Here is a 16,550-nt window from a genome sequence, read left to right as displayed (position 1 = left end):
ATGCTCACCGGCCCGCGAGCTACGGCCCATTGAGCTTTTAGGGTGGCCACCGCACTGCGGCCTCACCCCCACCCAGCAGGCCGTGAACTCGGCGTTGGCCCGGGCCTGCGCCCCGGTCGAGCGCGGTGTTCCCCGCCTCAAGTCCTGGCGGATCTTCCGTCACGCCCGCTGCAGCCCGAACCGCATGACGTCAATTGCCAAAGTCGTACTCACCCTGGAGCGGCACCGCTGAAGAACCTCAGTGACCGCCGGGTCACGGACACGCTGGACCCACGTTTCAGATCGCGCTGGCGGTGATCGAACTCGATTTTCTGTCCGTCCGAGTTGGGGTTGGGGTCTGCCGCAAGGACTCGCGGCGGGACCCACGGCCTTCTACAACACCCTTTAGGCGGTTGCCGCCTGGCGCGTATCCAGCCCCAGGAACCGGCACTCCCGAGGAACCATGCGCCGACGGCGTCGTCTACGGATGGACCGAGCCGCCGCTCAGCAAGACATACCACCCCGGCGACTGAACCACGGCATACCACGCGGCTTCTGCATGGAGTGCGCCGGCCGCGGAGACTGCGAGCAGTGCCGCTGCCCCAGCGCCCTTCCTGTGATCGAGCGGCACGGCTGTCTGCGGTGGCGCGGACGGTCCGTCATCCGTCGGGCGAGCAGGTCAGCGGAGAGCCTGTCAGCTGCCTGTACGGCGCTGTCAGCCCGCATGTGCGGCCACTGCACCGGGTCGAACAGCAGACCAGGAGGGGCTGCATGCGACGCGACCGCGACCATGCCCGGCTGGTATGCGCCTCCCTCGTGATCAGTCTGTGAGCGGATCGATCCATCCAACCTGATCCACGAAGGCTCCACGCCTAGGGCACCCGACGACGGACCACACCCTCGATGCCCGAACGGCCCGTCCCGCTGCCCAGAACCGGCGATCACACTGGGCGCCCGCAGCCATTCGCTCTGACTGCGGGCATCTGCCGACGCGGGTAGGCCCTCGCACGGCACGGCACGCCCAGAACCAGCCCGGCCCGATGAGCGTCCATCCCGGCGCACCGGAAACCCACCGAGGGAGCCGCCTCACCATGAGCACGCCCTTACCGCCTTCCTGGCCGCACTGCGGGCACGGCGCGGACCCGGTCACCGACCCGGTCGGCTGCCGTGGCATTCACGTCCCCGGCCACGTCGCATGCCTGGCCCACCTCGCCGACACCGACCGCTTTGCCTACCTGACCGGCCTGGCCGCCGGCGCCGCCATCGATCACCGCGGCACCCCCTTCACTCAAGAGCTGCTGGCAGCCCTTCTCCACGCCCTCAAAGACCCCACCACGGGCAAACCCCACCTCGGCCCCGCCGAGTTCGGAGGGGCGCAGTTCTCCGGCCGCGCCGAGTTCGGAGGGGCGTTGTTTTCCGGTCCCGCTCACTTCGGAGAGGCCCTGTTCTCCGGCTCCGCCTACTTCGCAGGGGCACAGTTCGCCGGCGTCGCCCACTTCGGAGCGGCGCAGTTCGCCGGCCGCACGTGGTTCCGCGACGCGCACTTCTCCGACCTCGCATACTTCCGCCAGGCGCAGTTCTCCGGTCCCGTTCACTTCGAAGGGGCGCAGTTCTCCGACCTCGCCCGCTTCAGCGAGGCGCAGTTCTCCGGGCCCGCTCACTTCGGAGAGGCCCTGTTCTCCGGCGCCGCCCACTTCCGCGAGGTGCAGTTTGACGGTGTGTCGACGTTGGGGCCGTTGGTGTGTGCGGACACGGTGGTCTTGTCGGGGGCGGTGTTCGTGCTGCCGGTGACGTTGGAGATAGCCGCGGCGCAGGTGGTGTGTGTGCGGACGCGGTGGGAGTCGACGGCGACTGTGCGGGTGCGGTACGCAGCTGTGGACCTCAGTCACGCGGTCCTGACCGCCCCCGCCGCAGTCATCGCTCACCCCACTTCCTTCGCCCACGCAGACAGCGCCATGAGTGAGGATCTGCTGGCAGGTTCCGGTCTGCAGCCGCGCGTCCCGGGTCGGGCACGGGTGGTCTCGGTTCAGGGCGTGGATGCCGCGCACCTGGTGGTGACCGACGTCGACCTGACCGACTGTCTGTTCTCCGGGGCTTTCCACCTCGACCAGATCCGCCTGGAAGGCCGCACCACCTTCGCCGCCGCCCCCACCGGCTGGCACCGCCGCGGCATCCGACCGATCCGTTTCACCCGCCGACGTGTCGTTGCCGAGGAACACCACTGGCGCGCTCACACCGCCGACCAGCCCGTTCCTCCCGCGGGCGCGGCACCGGATCCCCGTCTGTGGCGTTCCGGGCCGCACCACCCCGACCCCGCCCGCACTCCCGGACCGGAGGACGTCGCCGCGCTGTACCGGCAGCTACGCAAAGCGTTCGAGGACGGCAAGAACGAACCCGGCGCCGCCGACTTCTACTACGGCGAGTGCGAGATGCGCCGCCACGACACGACCGGCACCACGGCGGGGGAGCGCCGGCTGCTGTGGGGGTACTGGCTGCTGTCCGGCTACGGCCTGCGCGCCTGGCGCGCCTTCACCTGGCTCCTCGCTGCCATGACAGTGACCGTGCTGCTCCTCATGGGCGCCGGCCTGCCGACCCGTGATCCCGATCCCGCTACGACCGGGACCCTGACGGCCAGCAGGATCAGCCTCCACACCAGCACCCCCGCCCCCGCTCTGCACGGCGGCTGGAGACAGCGCATGACCTGGGCCCGCGCCGAGAAGGCCACCCGTGTCGCCGTCAACTCGGTCGTCTTCCGCTCCAACGGCCAGAACCTCACCACCGCCGGCACCTACATCGAGATGGCCTCCCGCATCCTCGAACCCACCCTCCTCGCCCTCGCGGTCCTCGCCATCCGCGGACGCATCAAACGTTGATCACCCGTGCCTAGAGTCCGGCTCGGTTGCTGCTCCCGCGTGGCGAGGGTGTGGCTGCTCGGGCTTTTATGCAGGTCATGGCCGTGTGGCGTGACTTCCATGATGGATATCGCGCTGATCACCGCTGGGCAGATGTACCGCTACTACCTGCGCCAGGTCGTCGTCGGTGACGGCTGCCACTGGCCCGCACGCCCTTGGTCCAAGCGCAGGTGGCTCGCCGGAGTGGGAGCGCATGGGCTTGGGCCTGTCGCACAGCGTGCAGGGAAAGACCTGCCAGCGGTCGAAGTGCTGGCCGGCGCGCCAGACGGGAAGCTCGCCGGGAGCCGGGAGCCGGGAGCCGGGAGCCGGGAGCCGGGAGCCGGGAGCCGGGAGCCGGGAGCCGGGCTCAGGAATCAGGGCCGGCTCGAACGGCGGCTTCTCCTTCGTGCGTTCCCTTCGGGTCCCGGCCGGAAGGCGGACAGCTGCTGGAACACGCGACCCAGCAGGTCCTCGGTCGGCTTCCACGGCCTGAGCTGCTCGGCGGCGGGGACCGGCAGAGGCAGCTCCTGGACATCTTGGAGGACCAGGTGCCAGGCGCCGGCCGGCGTTCGGAACCGTTAGTGCACCAGTGCACAGGCTGGTCATAGAAGGGAACCGACCGGCGCCTTGCCCTCTCGTTTTCTGGCGCTCTGGGCGAAGCGGGTGGCGCTTCCCGCTAAGGCGGACCACCGGTGCGTCCGGCAACGATGGTTCACGGCAACAGCACTACGGAACCGACTTGGGGGAAACTGTGCGCACACCGCACACGCTGTCCGTGGCGGCGGCCTTCCTGACCGCCACGCTGGCACTGACGTCGGCGGCTCCGGCCGAGGCCGCGAGCACACTACGGCACAAGAACGCCCGCTCCGGCTACTGCCTGGGCATGCACTCCAGCCGCAGCACCGTCAACCTGATCAACTGCAGCAGCAGGCGCAGCCTCTGGAGGCCGTACGCGACGACCAGGGTCGGCGGCGTGAAGTACGTGAAGCTCAGGAACCCCTACAACGGCAAGTGCCTGGGCGTCAGCCACGCTTCCGCCGCCAGCGGTGCGGCGCTGGCATGGGGCAACTGCACCAGCACGCGTGACCACTCGCAGCTGTGGCGGTCGAAGTACGTCAGCTCGAGCCGCTATCTGCTCGTCAACGCCCACTCGGGGAAGTGCGCCGGCACCGTGCGCAGTTCGACGGCATACATGACCCAGGTCATCCAGGGACGCTGCGCCTCCGGGACGGGAAGCACCCAGCTGTGGAAGGAGCTGAGCGGCTGAGCCGGCCTGTTCAGCTGCGGTGGTCCGGTGCCTGGGGCGTCCTCGCCCTAGGCACCAGCCGCCCGTTGCCCGGCCCTGCCCCTGTCCTGTGACCGTATGCGCGGTCCCGGAACTCGCTGGGCGTGATGCCGTAACGGGTGCGGAAGGCGCGGGTGAAGTCCGCAGGACGGGGGAATCCCCAGCGGGCCGCGATGGCGGCGATGGGCTGGTGACGCCTTGTCGGGTCGGCCAAGTCCCGACAGCAGCGCTCCATGCGCTGGGCGCGGATCCACGCACGGACGCTCACCCCGTGCTGTTGGAACAGGCGGTGCAGCGAACGGACCGAGATGTGGTGCGTGGCCGCGATCGCGTCGACGGTGAGGGCAGGATCGCCCAGGTGGCCCTGGATGTAGGCGAGGACGCGCAGGTACAGGGAGCGCTGCCGGGAATCGGCCGGGACCTCGCTCTCACACTCCAGGTGGTGGGCTACCACGACGGTGACCAGGTCGAGACTTGCGGCCGCGAGCCGGATGGCGTCCTGTGGCGTGTAGTCGGCGCCGATCCCTTCCAAGCGGGTCAGGAAGTCCGCCAGCAGGCACCCGATGCCTTGGTCACCGGGGAGCGGACGGGCGAGGATCCGGTGGATGCGGCTGGTCGGCAGCGGAAGCAAGGTGTGCGGGAACTGGATGAGCAGGGACTCACCGTCGGCCCAGCTCTCGAACGGGCGCGAGCTGTCGAAGATCGCCATCTCACCCGGTTGCAGCGCCGTTCGGCTCCTGTTCTGCTCCAGCACATGCCGGCCCGAGCGCATGAACGCGACCTGGAAGCACTCCGGATCGGCTCTGCGGATCAGTTTCGGGGTGCGCATGCAGCGGAACGAGTGGTAGGCCATTGCCGAGACCTGCACTGCGCCCAGCGAAGCCACCTTCAGCCAGCCGTGGAAGGGCTCAGTGCCGGCTAGCCGAAATCCCGTCGGCATCACCGCGTCCGCGGTGGTTGCTGCCCACGCGTCGAGAGCGTCGTGCGCAGAGAAGTCCGTGCTGTCGTAAATCTTCTCCATGCTGTCCCCTGGGCTGCCCGAGCGTCGGAACGGCCCCGTACTGTGCCACCGCCCGAGATGCTCCTCGCGCATGCAGCGGGTCCTGCGGTGCCACGGAGTGCGCGGACGGGAACGGCGCGAATGCTGACGATGATGGCGGCTTTCAGCAAGGCGGTGCTGCGACGGCGTGTGTCGGTTTGTCAGGTGCCGCGGACGCTACCGTTGTTGCGCTGTTGATGATGGAGCTGCCCTTGCCGCGGATGTAGTCCGGCAGGTGCCTCCCGGGCCGCGGCGGGGGAGCCTGCGGTGGTTGTGGCGTTGGCGGGTGGGAGGCCGGTCAGTGATGCGGCAAGGAAGTCGGAATGGCGGCGGCGAGCAACGCAGTCCTGCCGTCGCGGGGCCGGCGTGTACGCAGAAGTCTCATAGCATCCGCCTGTCCTGGCGGAACGGTTCGCCATTCCGCTTCTCGCCGATGTTCATCCAGACGAGTGAGTCGGTTCTCCTGTACGGGGCGGCTACGAAGATCACGACCAGTCGGTGCTCTTTGAAAGGACTCGCTCGTGCGCTTGGTCCGATCCCGGTGGCCGGCGAGAACCGCACCGGCTACCAGCGCTCGGCGTTCAAGCGCTGGTCGACGCGGACCGGGACGGCTGCACCACCCGCGCCGAGGTCCTCGAAGTCAAGGCCGTCATCGCACCAGCAGGGGCCGCCCTGTGCCTCGTCCGGGGCGACTGGGGCTCCGGCGCCTCCACCCAACCGGGCGAAGAGCAGCTGTTGTGTGATCACCCGGCCGGCTTGCTCGACCGAGGCGAAGTCCGCCGGGCCCGGAGCCGGTGAACTTCGTCCTGCGGGGGAGGGGGAGGGAAGGCGGTGAGCTTGTCGATCGTGGTGAGACAGCACCCTGCGTATCGGCTGGGGGACACCGCCGTCATCCCCGGCGCGCAGTCCGGCACGCATCCGCGTGACCTGACTCTGGCGCCGTCATGAGACGAGTACCACCCAGCCTCCACGGATCCGGTGAGGGCAGCCCGGCGCGAGCCGTGGGAGGCCGGTGACGATTTGGAGCGGTGGTCGGCTGCACCGGCATGTCGGTCCACTCCAAGCCGCCCGCAGCGTCATCTGCCTACGACATCCATGGCTCCCACGCTGAAATGCCAAGCCTTCCTCCGGGGTTGCCGGGGCCGTTCAGCCCTTGCGGGACGACACGGACGTGACCGCCTTGAAGCCGATCCGGCCCAGGAGCGTGGCCAGTTCGGTGGGCGCGGACAGGAAGGGGCAGTGGCCGGTGTTCAAGCGCTCGACGTGACTGGCGCGGGTGGACATCCGCTCCTGCAATGCGGGCGGGAGCGCCCTGTCATCCTCGCAGAGCACATAGGTGGAGGGCACCGTCCGCCAGGCCGTCCGGGTCACCCGCTGCTGGAAGGAGCGCCGGCTCTGCGTGACGAGCCGGCTGACGGCGTCCTCGGCCTGCTCGTCGGGCAGGTCCCCGAACAGCGCGGTGCGGGGGTCGTCGAAGACGACGGGGGCCGTACCGCGCAGATCCTCGGCCGCGTCGGCGCCGTGACCGTGCACGCTGAGCAAAGACTCTCCCTCCTCGGGCAGATACGCCGCCAGGTAGACGAGGTGAGCGGCGGCAGGAAGGCCGGCGGCGGCCTGGGTAACCGGAAGACCGCCGTAGGAATGGCCGACGACGATCACCGGACCGTCTGCCTGCCGCAGATGAGCGGCTATCGCGTCGGCGTCGTCGTACATCCCGGCGGCGGGTGTGCGCTGCGGTCCGGCACTGGGCAGGTCGACCGTCCGGGCCGTCCATCCATCGGCCGCGAGGGCCTTCCGTACGAGGCCCCAGCACTCCGACCGGTGCCAGGCCCCGTGGACCAGGAGGAACGAGGGGCGCGGTGCGGTGGTGCGGAAGGCGTCGGCAGTGGCCGTTACACCGGTGGACATGATGAGACTCCTGAAATGTTCGGGGCAACGCATGCCGGGAGCGATGGGAGGGATGTGCGGTGCGGCCGTCGGCGGTTCGGCCGCGTGGGCGGCTCGCGAAGACGGGGCTCGCGGTGACGGGCTTCAGCTTTGCTGTGCCGCGTTCGCCTCCGGCCGAGGGCCGCCGCCGTGCTCCCTGCCGTCGCCGGTCCCCGCGCCTCGGCCGGTTTCCACGTCCTCGGCGTCACCCGCGCCTTGCCAACCGTATTTCGCGCTCTGACCGACATCATCTTTCGGCGTGCCCTGCTCGGGGACGGTGGCGTGCCCCGTGGCGGTCCCGCGCGCCGGCCGTACGAAGATCAGGACGATCAGTCCGCCGATCGCTGCCGCCAGTGCCGAGGCCAGGAACACCCGATCGAGGCCGGTGGCGAACGCCGTGTGCACCAACTGGTGCACCGCGCTCCGGTCGGCGGCGGGCGCCGCGTCCACGAGGCGCCGGGCCTGCCCGGCGGCCAGCGCCGAGGCACTCCTGTGCGGATCCGGCACTGTGCCGGGCCCGGCGAGCACGGCGGCCGCCCGGCTGGTGAAGACCGTGCCGAAGACGGCGATGGCCAAGGTCATGCCCAGCTGACGGAACGTGTTGACAGCCCCGCCGGCCATCCCCGCCTGCTGCGGCGGCACGGAGGAGGTGGCAGCCGAAACCAGCACCGGCGTGGCCAGGCCGACGCCGATCCCGGTGACCACGAGCCCTCCCATGAGAGCGGTCCGCCCCGCGTCGGCCGTCATACCCGCACGCAGGACCAGCATGCCTACCGCGACGGACAGGAGTCCGACGCCGATCGGCAGATGCGGCGCGAGCCGCTGGAGGTGACGGCCGGCCACGGCGGCCACGAGGAACGAAGCACCGGCCAGCGGGGTCAGGGCGAGGCCTGCCCCGACCGGGCTGAGGCCGAGCATGGACTGCAGCCACAGGGAGACCAGTACCAGGCAGCCGAAGGCGCCGCCCTGCAGCAGCAGCGCACCGCTCATCAACGCGGCGAACGAGGGGCGGCGCAGCAGCGCGAGGTCCATCATCGGGACGCCCCCGCGTCGCGCCGTACGGTGCTCGATCACCACGAACGCGATGAGCGCCGAGGTGGTGACGGCGAAGGTCGTCAAGGTCTCGACGGAGGCCCAGCCCACCTCCCCGCCACGGATGAGCCCGTAGGTGAGCGTGGCCGCGGCGATGGTGAAGGCCGTCGCACCGGGGATGTCGACACGGGCCCGGGTCCCGTCGAGCCGCGTGCCGTGGCCGGAGGTCCCGACGGGCTGGTAGGCGGGTCGGTCGGCACGCACCACCCGCAGCGTCGTGGCGATGGCGACGGCGGCGATCGGAAGGTTGACCCAGAAGATGGTCGGCCAGCTGAAGTGCTCGGTGAGCAGTCCGCCGAGCAGAGGCCCCGCGGCTGCGGCGGCCCCGTTGGCCGCGCCCCACACACCGAAGGCCGTACCCCGGTCCCTGCCCTGGTAGGAAGTGAGCAGCAGGGCGGGAGCGGTGGCGAACATCGCGGCGCCGCCGACGCCCTGCACCACGCGGGCTGCGATCAGCACCTCCGCGTCGGGGGCGAGGCCGCACGCCAGCGAGGCCAGGCCGAAGAGGCCCAGACCGCAGACGTAGGAACGCCGGTGGCCGAAGCGGTCCGCGAGGGAACCCGAGGCCAGCAGCAGGGCGGCGAGTGCCAGGGCATAGCCGTCGATCACCCATTGCAGAGAGGTGAACGAAGCGCCGAGGTCGGCAGCCATGCTGGGCAGTGCGACGTTCACGATCGTCACATCCACCAGCAGGATGAAGGCACCCAGGCAGACCGCCGTCAGGGGCCACCATTTACGCATGTCGAATTCTCCGTTCGTGTTGAGCAGGTGTTCCGGGACCGGGCCCCGACCGTCATCGGGCCGGGGCGAACCGCGGCGGGCCGAGCAGGCCGGCGGGGGATCCCGCGAAACAGCTTCGAGCCTGCACAGGCGAAATCGTGAGCCAGAGCGCTCTTCATGCGCGGATCCGACAGAATGGGTTCCATGGCGACCTATCTCGACACCCCGGGCCACGTGTACCGCAGTCTGTCGGAAGAGGACATGGAGCTCGTGCACGCGCTGCAGATCAACGGGCGGGCCTCGTTCCGGGAGATCGCCGACGTCCTCGGAATCTCCGACCAGACCGTCGCGCGCCGCTGGGCACGGCTGCGGTCCGCCGGAAAGATCCGGGTCCTCGGCCTGACCGATCCCCTACGGTTGGGGGACTCCGTCTGGCTCGTACGCGTACGGTGCACTCCGGATGCCGCGTCCTCCCTCGGGAAGGCGATGGCACGGCGTACGGACACTACCTGGGTCAACCTGAATTCGGGCGGCACCGAGATCTCCTGCTCGGTACGCACTCGCAGCCCCGGGCCGGAGGAGTCCCCGCTCCTGCAGAAGCTGCCGCGCACACCACAAGTGGTGGACGTGTCCGCGCACTGCTCAATGCACGTCTTCTTCGGTCACGACCTCGGCCCGATCAACAAGCGCGGTCCGCTGACAGCCGCGCAGGTCGCGGCGCTCACGCCCCCTGGCACACCGGACCGGGCCACGGACGCCACCCCACCGGTGAGCCTGGACGACAGCGACCGGCAACTACTCGACCTGCTGGCCCGGGACGGGCGGGCCGCAACGGGAGACCTGGCCGCCGCGACCGGCCTGTCCCCCTCCACCGTGCGCCGGCGCATCACCGAACTCAGATCGGCCGGCGCCCTGTACTTCGACATGGAGTACCACCCGGACATCCTCCAGCAGGACTTCCGGGCCGCCCTCTGGCTGGAGATCGACCCGTCCCGCCTCGCCGAGGCGGGAGCGGCGCTCGCCGCACACCCCGAAGTCGCCTACGCCACCGCCACGACGGGCACGGCGAACCTCTACGCCAGCATTGACGTGGCGACCCCACAGCTCTTCTACCGCTACCTCACCGAGTCGGTCGCAACCCTCCCCGGCCTCCGCCACACAGCGACCGCCCCCATCCAACGCACCCTCAAAGGACCCGGCCCCTACCTCCCGACGACGGCGTGAACGACGTCCGGCATTCGCCGCCCCGCGCTTCTTGCGGATGGGCCATGGCCAGCGGGGCGGCGAGCGGCGGTCACCGTCTGGTCGCAGCCGACGGAACGACACCGCGTCGAACGGTTGGCGGGGCGGGCGCCCTCAGACCTGCGGCAGTGTGACCGGGTGTGGCATGGCCCGGCTCTCGGCGCAGAGCTGCCGGAAGCGCTCGTGAGCCGGATGGGCCGGGTCGCTGGCCTCAACGGAGAGCCGGACGAAGAGCTGAAGCGCGCCGGGGTGGGCACTACGGCAGCTCCAGGTACATGAGGTGAGGCCGGTAGGGACTGGTGGTTCGGAGCACGACGAGGATGGCCGCAGCCCTGTCGGAGGCCGGGTGACCAATCCGCACGTGATTCGGCCTCGGATTACGCGGGGACGTTCCGGATCGTCACACCCAGGGAGAAGCATTGTGAAGGAAGCCGTGCACATCGGCGCCCATCCGTCGTCCAGGCCTGACCTGGAACGATTGATGCACGAAGTGGCCCTGGGAGACCAAGAGGCGTTCGCTGCGGTCTACGACGCGGTGGCCGGCTCCGTGCTAGGCGTCGTCCGCGCGGTGCTGCGGGACCTGGCGCAGTCGGAGGAGGTGGCCCAGGACGTGCTCGTGGAGGTGTGGCGGACAGCCCCGCGCTACCGGCCCGAGCGCGGTACGGCCCTGAACTGGATCCTGACGCTGGCCCACCGCCGCGCGGTGGACCGGGTCCGGTCGGTGGAAGCGGCCGCCGCCCGGGACACCAAGGCTGCGCTGCTGGACCGGACGCCCGCGTACGACCAGGTGACCGAGCAGGTGGAAACCCGGCTGGAGCAGGAACATGTGCGCCGGTGCCTGCGCACCCTCACCGAGCTGCAGCGCCAGGCGGTCACCCTCGCCTACTACCGCGGCCTGACCTACCGGCAGGTGGCCGAGGCGCTCGCGCTGCCGCTGGGCACGGTGAAGACCCGGTTGCGCGACGGACTCATCCGGCTCCGCGACTGCCTGGGGGTGGCGGCATGACCCTGACCGATCCGCACACGCTGACCGGCGCCTTCGCGCTGCACGCACTGCCCGACGACGAACGTGTCGCCTTCGAGAGCCACCTCACCGCCTGCGCATCGTGTGCGCAGGAGGCCGCGGAGTTCACCGCGACGGCTGCCCGGCTGGCCTCAGCGGCCGCCGAACCGGTCCGGCCCGCGGTGCGCAAGCAGGTACTGCAACGCGTGACCACGGTGCGACAGGTACCCCCAGGCGCCCCGGCCGTCGAGCGGGTCCGACGGCGCATGCCGCGCGGCTCTCGCCCGGCCCGGTGGGCGCTGGCCGCCTGTGTGGCAGCCGCCGCGGCCCTCGGGGGTACGGCGGTCTGGCAGTACGACCGTGCCCGGGAAGCCGTGCATCAGGCAGGCGAGGCCGAGCGGCACGCCGAGGAGGTCGCGGGGGTGCTGGCCGCGCCGGATGCGAAGACGCGCTCGGTGCGGGTGGCGGGCGGCACGGGAACCCTGGTGGTCTCCGCCCGCCGTGACCGGGCCGTGTTCGTGGCCTCGGGCATGACGGAGCCGCCCCGGGGCAAGGTCTACCAGTTGTGGTTCGCCGATGGCGGGAAGATGCGTTCGGCCGGGTTCATGCGCCCCGACCGCCGTAGCCAGAGCGTCCTGATGCAGGGCCGGGTGGACGGAACCACGGGAGTCGGGATCACCGTCGAGCCGGCTGGTGGCTCGCCGCAGCCGACCAGCGCGCCGATCGGCCTGCTCGGGATCCCGTCCTGAGCCGGCCCTTGCGGCCGGCCGGTGGCGTGGCGCTACACGATGCCGGTCACGGCGACCGTGACGGTGGCCGTGTCAGTGGGATACGTGGCGGCACGCCCGGCGGTGCGGGCGGCACGGACCACGTCCACGGCTCGGGCGCCGGCTCGTTGACGATCCGTACGTCCGACCAGGGATGACGCAGGGCCAGGCGCAGCCGGACGGGGCCGTGGCCTCGCGGCGCGTGACGTGTACCGGGGCCGTGAAGGGCGAGCTGCCGGGGCGCTGGAGGCGGACGGACAGGCGCAGGTGTTCGCCGGGCGACGGGAGTCGCATCTCGTGGTGGCCGTCGGCCGGGTGGAACGGTGACACGTAACAGCCCATGGCGATCGTGGTGGCGGTGCCGGTCTCGTCGGTGTGCAGCAGGTAGGCGTGGCGCTCGCCGTAGGTGTTGTGGACCTCGGCCACCGCACAGCGCAAGCCGCCGTCGCGGCTGTGACACCAGAACAGGGTGATCGGATTGACGACATGCCCGGGAATCCGGGCGAGCGAGAGTATCAGCACCCGGTCGCCTTGCAGGTCGATGCCGTGCTCGCCCAGGAAGCCGTCCAGTGCGTCCCGGATCGGCGGGGCACGTCCGGTGAAGGGGTCGCGGGCGCGGGCGCGGTAGCGGGCCAGCGGCCGGAGCAGCCGAGGCAGCGCTGGCGTGTGGTCGAGGTCGATCAGCTACAGGTAGGTGCGGTGCGGCGGGGCGCCCGGCACAGGTGGGTGATCGTGCACTGGTACAGGGCGGGCGGCCCCGACCGTGGCGCTCGCCGGGCGGACTGGGCGGTCACCACCCCACCCCCAGGGCGGCGGCCTTGACGCCGCTGTGGCAGCCGTCATCGTGGAACCGCCAGCCGTGGTGGGTGCCCGCGAACGCGGGCGCAACCGTGGTCGGTTCGGGCAGTCGGCGCTGGGAGGCGACCGACTCGGTTGTGTGCACGGGGCGTCGAGTCATTGCCACCGGTTCATGTCGTAGCTGTCCCGCACCCGGCCTGCGCCTGGCCCCGCACGTGGGCATCAAGTGGTTCCATGCGGCGCGCCCCGCGCGTCCGCGGAAGCAGGGAGGTGTCGGTGTGGAGCAGGGGGGCGTTGCGGGAGTAGCGGAAGGCGCCGAGGATTTCCCTCTCGTCCGAGGTCGCGTCGCCGAGCAGCCGCAGTGCCTGATCGGGGTGTGCGGCGACGACTACGTGATCGTAGAAGGTAGCGGTCCCGTCGCCGTTGGTCACGTCCACGCCGTCCGTATGCCGGACCACGGGCCGTCGGGGGGTGCCGGCGCGTACCTCGTGCAGGCGGGCCGCGATTCGGTCGACGCACGTTGCCGAGCCGCCCGTGACGGTCCGCCACACCGGTGACCCGCTCACCGAAAGCATGCGCGTCATGAAGTGGGCCCGGAAGTAGGACGAGAAGCCGGCCCGAGCCAGGGAGGCACCGAGCGTGAGGATGTCGTCGGCGCCCGTCTCGATGAGACGGTGGGTGGCCCCGGTGGAAGCGCGATACCGCAGGTAGGGGCCGCGCAGGATGGTGTACGGCTGGGCGGGCAGCGCGCGCGGGCCCCGGGCGCCGGCGTACTCCAGGCCGCAGCCCTCACACCGGCGGGAGGTGCGGCGGGTGTGCACGATGAAACGGAGTCCGCACGGTGCGTGCGCCCGTCGACCCCCGTGAGGTCGTGGGTGCGGGCGTGGCCGCCGAGGCGGTCGTCGGCCTCGTAGAGGGTGGCGTCGTGGGCGGCGGGGGCCGGATGTACGCGGCGGTCGGTCCCGCCCCCCCTGCCGATGACGGCCGTACGGCGCAGGTCTCCGGCATCCGCTGTCGGCCCGCTCGGCCTCGGTTCGCGTGTTCGGTCCATGGTGGTGCATCCCTCTCCGGACGGACGGACGGACGGACGGATGGAACGGCACCGGCAGAGGCTGGTCCGCAGGATCCGAGGCCTGCGGACCAGCCTCTGGTTCGAATCCGGCGGGCTCTGCCCGTTGGGCGGCCGGCGGATGCCACGGCGCGAAGACCGGGCGTCGGCCGGTCGCTTCCGTCAAGGTGACCGGGCGTGGCGTGCGTCCTCGGCCCGCACAGGCGTCAGCTCTTCGGCATCAGCACGGTGTCGATGATGTACACGTTGGCGTTGGCGGTCTTGACGTTGCCGCAGACGACCTTGGCGGCGTCGTTGACCGTGTAGGACTCGCCCAAGCCGGAGGCCGTCACCTTCGACTTCTCCAGCGTGTCGAAGGAGCCGTTCTGAAGGTCCCTCGGCGTGAGCTTCCGGCCGACGACGTGGTAAGTGAGGATCTTCGTCAGCTCGGCCTTGTCGTTCAGGACCTTGTCCAGAGTGGCCTTCGGGATCTTCTTGAAGGCGTCGTCGGTCGGGGCGAACACGGTGATGTTCTGGGCGTTGTTGAGGGTGTCGACCAAGCCGGCCTTCTTCACCGCGCTCACGAGGGTGGACAGGGCCTGGTTGTTGGAGGCGGCGGTGGCGACCGGGTCCTTGGCCATGCCGTCGAAGGAGCCGGCACCGTTCTTCGGCACGGTGGAACAGGCGGGGCCGAATGGCTGGTTCATGCTGCTCGCGGACTCCGTCGTGCCGTCCATGCCGTCGCTGCTCTTGGTGGCCGGTGCCGACGCCTTGTCGGAGGAGTCGGACTTGCCCGAGTCGCTGCTGCCGCTGGAGCAGGCACTCAGGGCCAAGGGCAGCACGACAGCGGCGGCGAGGACACCGGTGGTACGGCGGATACGGGTGTTCATCATGTTCTCCTGTCGAATCGCGCAGGGTTCTGCTGCGTTCGGGGTTGTCACGGAAAGGTGGTTCGCAAAAGGGCCACGGGACCCTTGTCATGGGGGAGGGTGGTCAGTCGACGGTCACGACCACGGAGTGCCAGCCGCTGGCGCCGTCGGGGATGGTGCGGGTGCGTCTACCGGTCTGCACTCCGCCGGTCCGGTCGGTGGCGCGCACGGTCAGGGTGTGCCCGCCTTTGGTGGCCTGCCAGGGAAGCGACCACTGGCGCCAGGTGTCGCGGGTGTCCTCGGCGGCGAGATGGGCCTCCTGCCAGGGGCCGTCGTCGATACGGACCTCGACCTTGTCGATGCCCCGGCGCTGGGCCCAGGCGACCCCGGCGACCATCACCGTGCCGGCCTTGGGCCGGGCGAAGGGCTTGGGGGTGTCGATCCGGGACTCGGTCTTGATCGGGGCCCTGCGGGCCCAGCCCCGCTTGACCCAGTAGGGATCGTAGGAATCGAAGGTGGTGAGCTCGATGTCCTCGATCCACTTGCAGGCCGACACGAAGCCGTACAAGCCGGGGACCACCATACGAACGGGGAAGCCGTGTTCGAAGGGCAGCGGCTCACCGTTCATGCCGAGCGCGAGCATGGCGTCCCGGCCGTCCATGACGTCCTCGACCGGGCTGCCGATCGTCATGCCGTCCACCGAGCGGGCCACCAACTGGTCCGCCCGCCCTCCTTGGGACGGTGACTCGACTCCGCATTCGGTGAGCAGGCCGGCCAGTCGTACTCCGGTCCAGCGAGCGTTGCCTGCATACGGGCCGCCGACCTCGTTGGAGACACAGGTCAGGGTGATGTCCCGCTCGATCAGCTCCCTGTGCAGCAGGTCGTCGAAGGAGTAGGTGGCCGGGCGGCGCACGCCCTTGCCGTGGACGCGCAGCCGCCAGGTCCTGGCGTCCACTTCGGGCACCACCAGTGCGGTGTCCACCCGGTAGAAATCCTTGTTCGGGGTGACGAAGGGGCTGATCCCGGGGACGCGCAGTGCGGCCCTCTTGGGCACCGGTTGTGCGGGTGACCCGGGTGCCGGCAGTACGAGCGCGTTACGTGAGGCGATCGCGTCCTGGCCGTGTGAGGCGTTCAGTGACCGGCCGACCGCGCCCACAGCAGCAGAAGCAGCTGCGGCTGATGCGGCGGCCAGGACGAACCCTCGCCGGTCCCATCCCGCGGATGCCGTCAGACCGCCCGGCGCTTCCCCCGGCACGGGCTCGGGTACCGACGCCGGGGATCGCCTCACCGCGGTCAGGCGGCCCACCAGAACGTACAGGAGCAGAGCCCCCGTAGCAGCCCCCCCGATGGAGGGCAGTGCGTCGGCGATGCCGGTGGAGTTGGGCCGGCTGACGGCAGCCGCTGCCCCGATGACCCCGGAGAGAAGGACCCCGGCGGCTCCGACCCGCCGAAACCGCACCGTCAGCACACCCAGCGCCACAGCCGATACGGCCAGCACGCCGAGGATGCCGAGCTGCAGTACCAGCTTGTCGTTGGTGCCGAAGTGGCGGATCGCCCAGTCCTTGACCGGGGCGGGCGTGGCGTCGATGGACGCGCCGCCCACCGCGATCACCGGACTGGACTGCTGACGCACCGGTGCCGCGACCAGCTCGGCCACCGCCAGTGCGGCGAAGCCGGCCAGCGCCCCGCTCAGCGCACCCAGCGCCAGACGCGGCAGACCTGGCCGTACTCGCTGATCCTTCTCTTCGTCCCTCACGCAGGGAATCCGGTTCTGCCCGCCGGGCGGATGGGTCCCAGACCTGATCAGGTGAAAAATGAACCGGGACCAATACCCCAGGCGTTCCGCAACGGATCACCCGGCCGAAACCGACGGGCAGAACCGGATTCCCTG

The 16,550-nt window shown here is 70.5% G+C and carries 11 protein-coding genes and 2 pseudogenes; 6 read left to right on the top strand and 7 right to left on the bottom strand.

The features are described 5' to 3' along the window. Window positions 1-61: 61 nt before the first annotated feature. From IG05_RS45295 to IG05_RS0116660, 3 genes and pseudogenes are all read left to right on the top strand, one after another. Window positions 62-232, top strand: a pseudogene (locus IG05_RS45295) (transposase family protein); the annotation flags it as partial. 838 nt (window positions 233-1,070) lie between these two features. Then, window positions 1,071-2,852, top strand: coding sequence for a pentapeptide repeat-containing protein (locus tag IG05_RS0116665; protein ID WP_030343309.1), 1,782 nt, complete (start codon window positions 1,071-1,073; stop codon window positions 2,850-2,852). A 757-nt stretch (window positions 2,853-3,609) separates the two neighbouring features. Beyond that, window positions 3,610-4,137 carry an RICIN domain-containing protein gene (locus tag IG05_RS0116660; RefSeq protein WP_158838916.1) on the top strand — a complete coding sequence of 176 codons (528 nt, stop codon included), beginning with the start codon at window positions 3,610-3,612 and terminating at the stop codon, window positions 4,135-4,137. A gap of 10 nt (window positions 4,138-4,147) precedes the next feature. On the opposite strand, the gene IG05_RS0116655 is transcribed toward IG05_RS0116660, so the two are convergent. The 3 genes from IG05_RS0116655 to IG05_RS0116640 form a co-directional block, all read right to left on the bottom strand. Further along, window positions 4,148-5,176 carry a helix-turn-helix domain-containing protein gene (locus IG05_RS0116655; protein WP_158838914.1) on the bottom strand — a complete coding sequence of 343 codons (1,029 nt, stop codon included), beginning with the start codon at window positions 5,174-5,176 and terminating at the stop codon, window positions 4,148-4,150. A 1,164-nt stretch (window positions 5,177-6,340) separates the two neighbouring features. Next, the gene (locus tag IG05_RS0116645) at window positions 6,341-7,102 is read right to left on the bottom strand and encodes an alpha/beta hydrolase (RefSeq protein ID WP_051789923.1); all 762 of its coding nucleotides are present in this window, start codon (window positions 7,100-7,102) and stop codon (window positions 6,341-6,343) included. Between the two features lie 123 nt (window positions 7,103-7,225). After that, window positions 7,226-8,953, bottom strand: coding sequence for an MFS transporter (locus IG05_RS0116640; protein WP_037813916.1), 1,728 nt, complete (start codon window positions 8,951-8,953; stop codon window positions 7,226-7,228). 183 nt (window positions 8,954-9,136) lie between these two features. On the opposite strand from IG05_RS0116640, the gene IG05_RS0116635 reads away from it, so the two are divergent. The 3 genes from IG05_RS0116635 (at window position 9,137) to IG05_RS0116625 (ending at window position 11,926) form a co-directional block, all read left to right on the top strand. Further along, window positions 9,137-10,156 (top strand): Lrp/AsnC family transcriptional regulator, encoded by a 1,020-nt coding sequence (locus tag IG05_RS0116635; RefSeq protein WP_030343304.1) that lies wholly within the window; start codon window positions 9,137-9,139, stop codon window positions 10,154-10,156. Between the two features lie 439 nt (window positions 10,157-10,595). Then, on the top strand, window positions 10,596-11,180 hold the full coding sequence (locus tag IG05_RS0116630; protein WP_030343303.1) for a sigma-70 family RNA polymerase sigma factor: 585 nt from the start codon (window positions 10,596-10,598) through the stop codon (window positions 11,178-11,180). Further along, window positions 11,177-11,926: an anti-sigma factor gene (locus IG05_RS0116625; RefSeq protein WP_030343302.1), complete on the top strand. Its 750-nt coding sequence runs from the start codon at window positions 11,177-11,179 to the stop codon at window positions 11,924-11,926. The genes IG05_RS0116630 and IG05_RS0116625 overlap by 4 nt, the downstream gene beginning before the upstream one ends. A gap of 72 nt (window positions 11,927-11,998) precedes the next feature. Here the strand turns inward: IG05_RS0116625 and IG05_RS45280 are convergent, their stop codons facing one another. From IG05_RS45280 to IG05_RS0116605, 4 genes and pseudogenes are all read right to left on the bottom strand, one after another. Next, the gene (locus IG05_RS45280; RefSeq protein WP_234335904.1) at window positions 11,999-12,580 is read right to left on the bottom strand and encodes a DUF1365 family protein; all 582 of its coding nucleotides are present in this window, start codon (window positions 12,578-12,580) and stop codon (window positions 11,999-12,001) included. 154 nt (window positions 12,581-12,734) lie between these two features. After that, window positions 12,735-13,793: pseudogene (locus IG05_RS50595) on the bottom strand (FAD-dependent oxidoreductase). A gap of 224 nt (window positions 13,794-14,017) precedes the next feature. Next, window positions 14,018-14,680: a fasciclin domain-containing protein gene (locus IG05_RS0116610; protein ID WP_030343301.1), complete on the bottom strand. Its 663-nt coding sequence runs from the start codon at window positions 14,678-14,680 to the stop codon at window positions 14,018-14,020. Between the two features lie 103 nt (window positions 14,681-14,783). Further along, window positions 14,784-16,415: a molybdopterin-dependent oxidoreductase gene (locus IG05_RS0116605; RefSeq protein ID WP_030343300.1), complete on the bottom strand. Its 1,632-nt coding sequence runs from the start codon at window positions 16,413-16,415 to the stop codon at window positions 14,784-14,786. Window positions 16,416-16,550 lie beyond the last annotated feature (135 nt).

This window comes from Streptomyces sp. NRRL S-1022, from assembly GCF_000720135.1.
In the GTDB taxonomy this organism is placed as follows: domain Bacteria; phylum Actinomycetota; class Actinomycetes; order Streptomycetales; family Streptomycetaceae; genus Streptomyces.
The sequence above is the reverse complement of the archived record's forward strand: the minus strand, read 5'-3'. Positions and strand labels throughout refer to the sequence as shown.

What these genes read in the sequence shown, in the direction of transcription:
- IG05_RS0116665 (WP_030343309.1), top strand. Translation starts at nt 1,071, where the DNA reads ATGAGCACGCCCTTACCGCCTTCCTGGCCGCACTGCGGGCACGGCGCG.
- IG05_RS0116655 (WP_158838914.1), bottom strand. Translation starts at nt 5,176, where the DNA reads ATGGAGAAGATTTACGACAGCACGGACTTCTCTGCGCACGACGCTCTC.
- IG05_RS0116645 (WP_051789923.1), bottom strand. Translation starts at nt 7,102, where the DNA reads ATGTCCACCGGTGTAACGGCCACTGCCGACGCCTTCCGCACCACCGCA.
- IG05_RS0116640 (WP_037813916.1), bottom strand. Translation starts at nt 8,953, where the DNA reads ATGCGTAAATGGTGGCCCCTGACGGCGGTCTGCCTGGGTGCCTTCATC.
- IG05_RS0116635 (WP_030343304.1), top strand. Translation starts at nt 9,137, where the DNA reads ATGGCGACCTATCTCGACACCCCGGGCCACGTGTACCGCAGTCTGTCG.
- IG05_RS0116625 (WP_030343302.1), top strand. Translation starts at nt 11,177, where the DNA reads ATGACCCTGACCGATCCGCACACGCTGACCGGCGCCTTCGCGCTGCAC.
- IG05_RS0116610 (WP_030343301.1), bottom strand. Translation starts at nt 14,680, where the DNA reads ATGAACACCCGTATCCGCCGTACCACCGGTGTCCTCGCCGCCGCTGTC.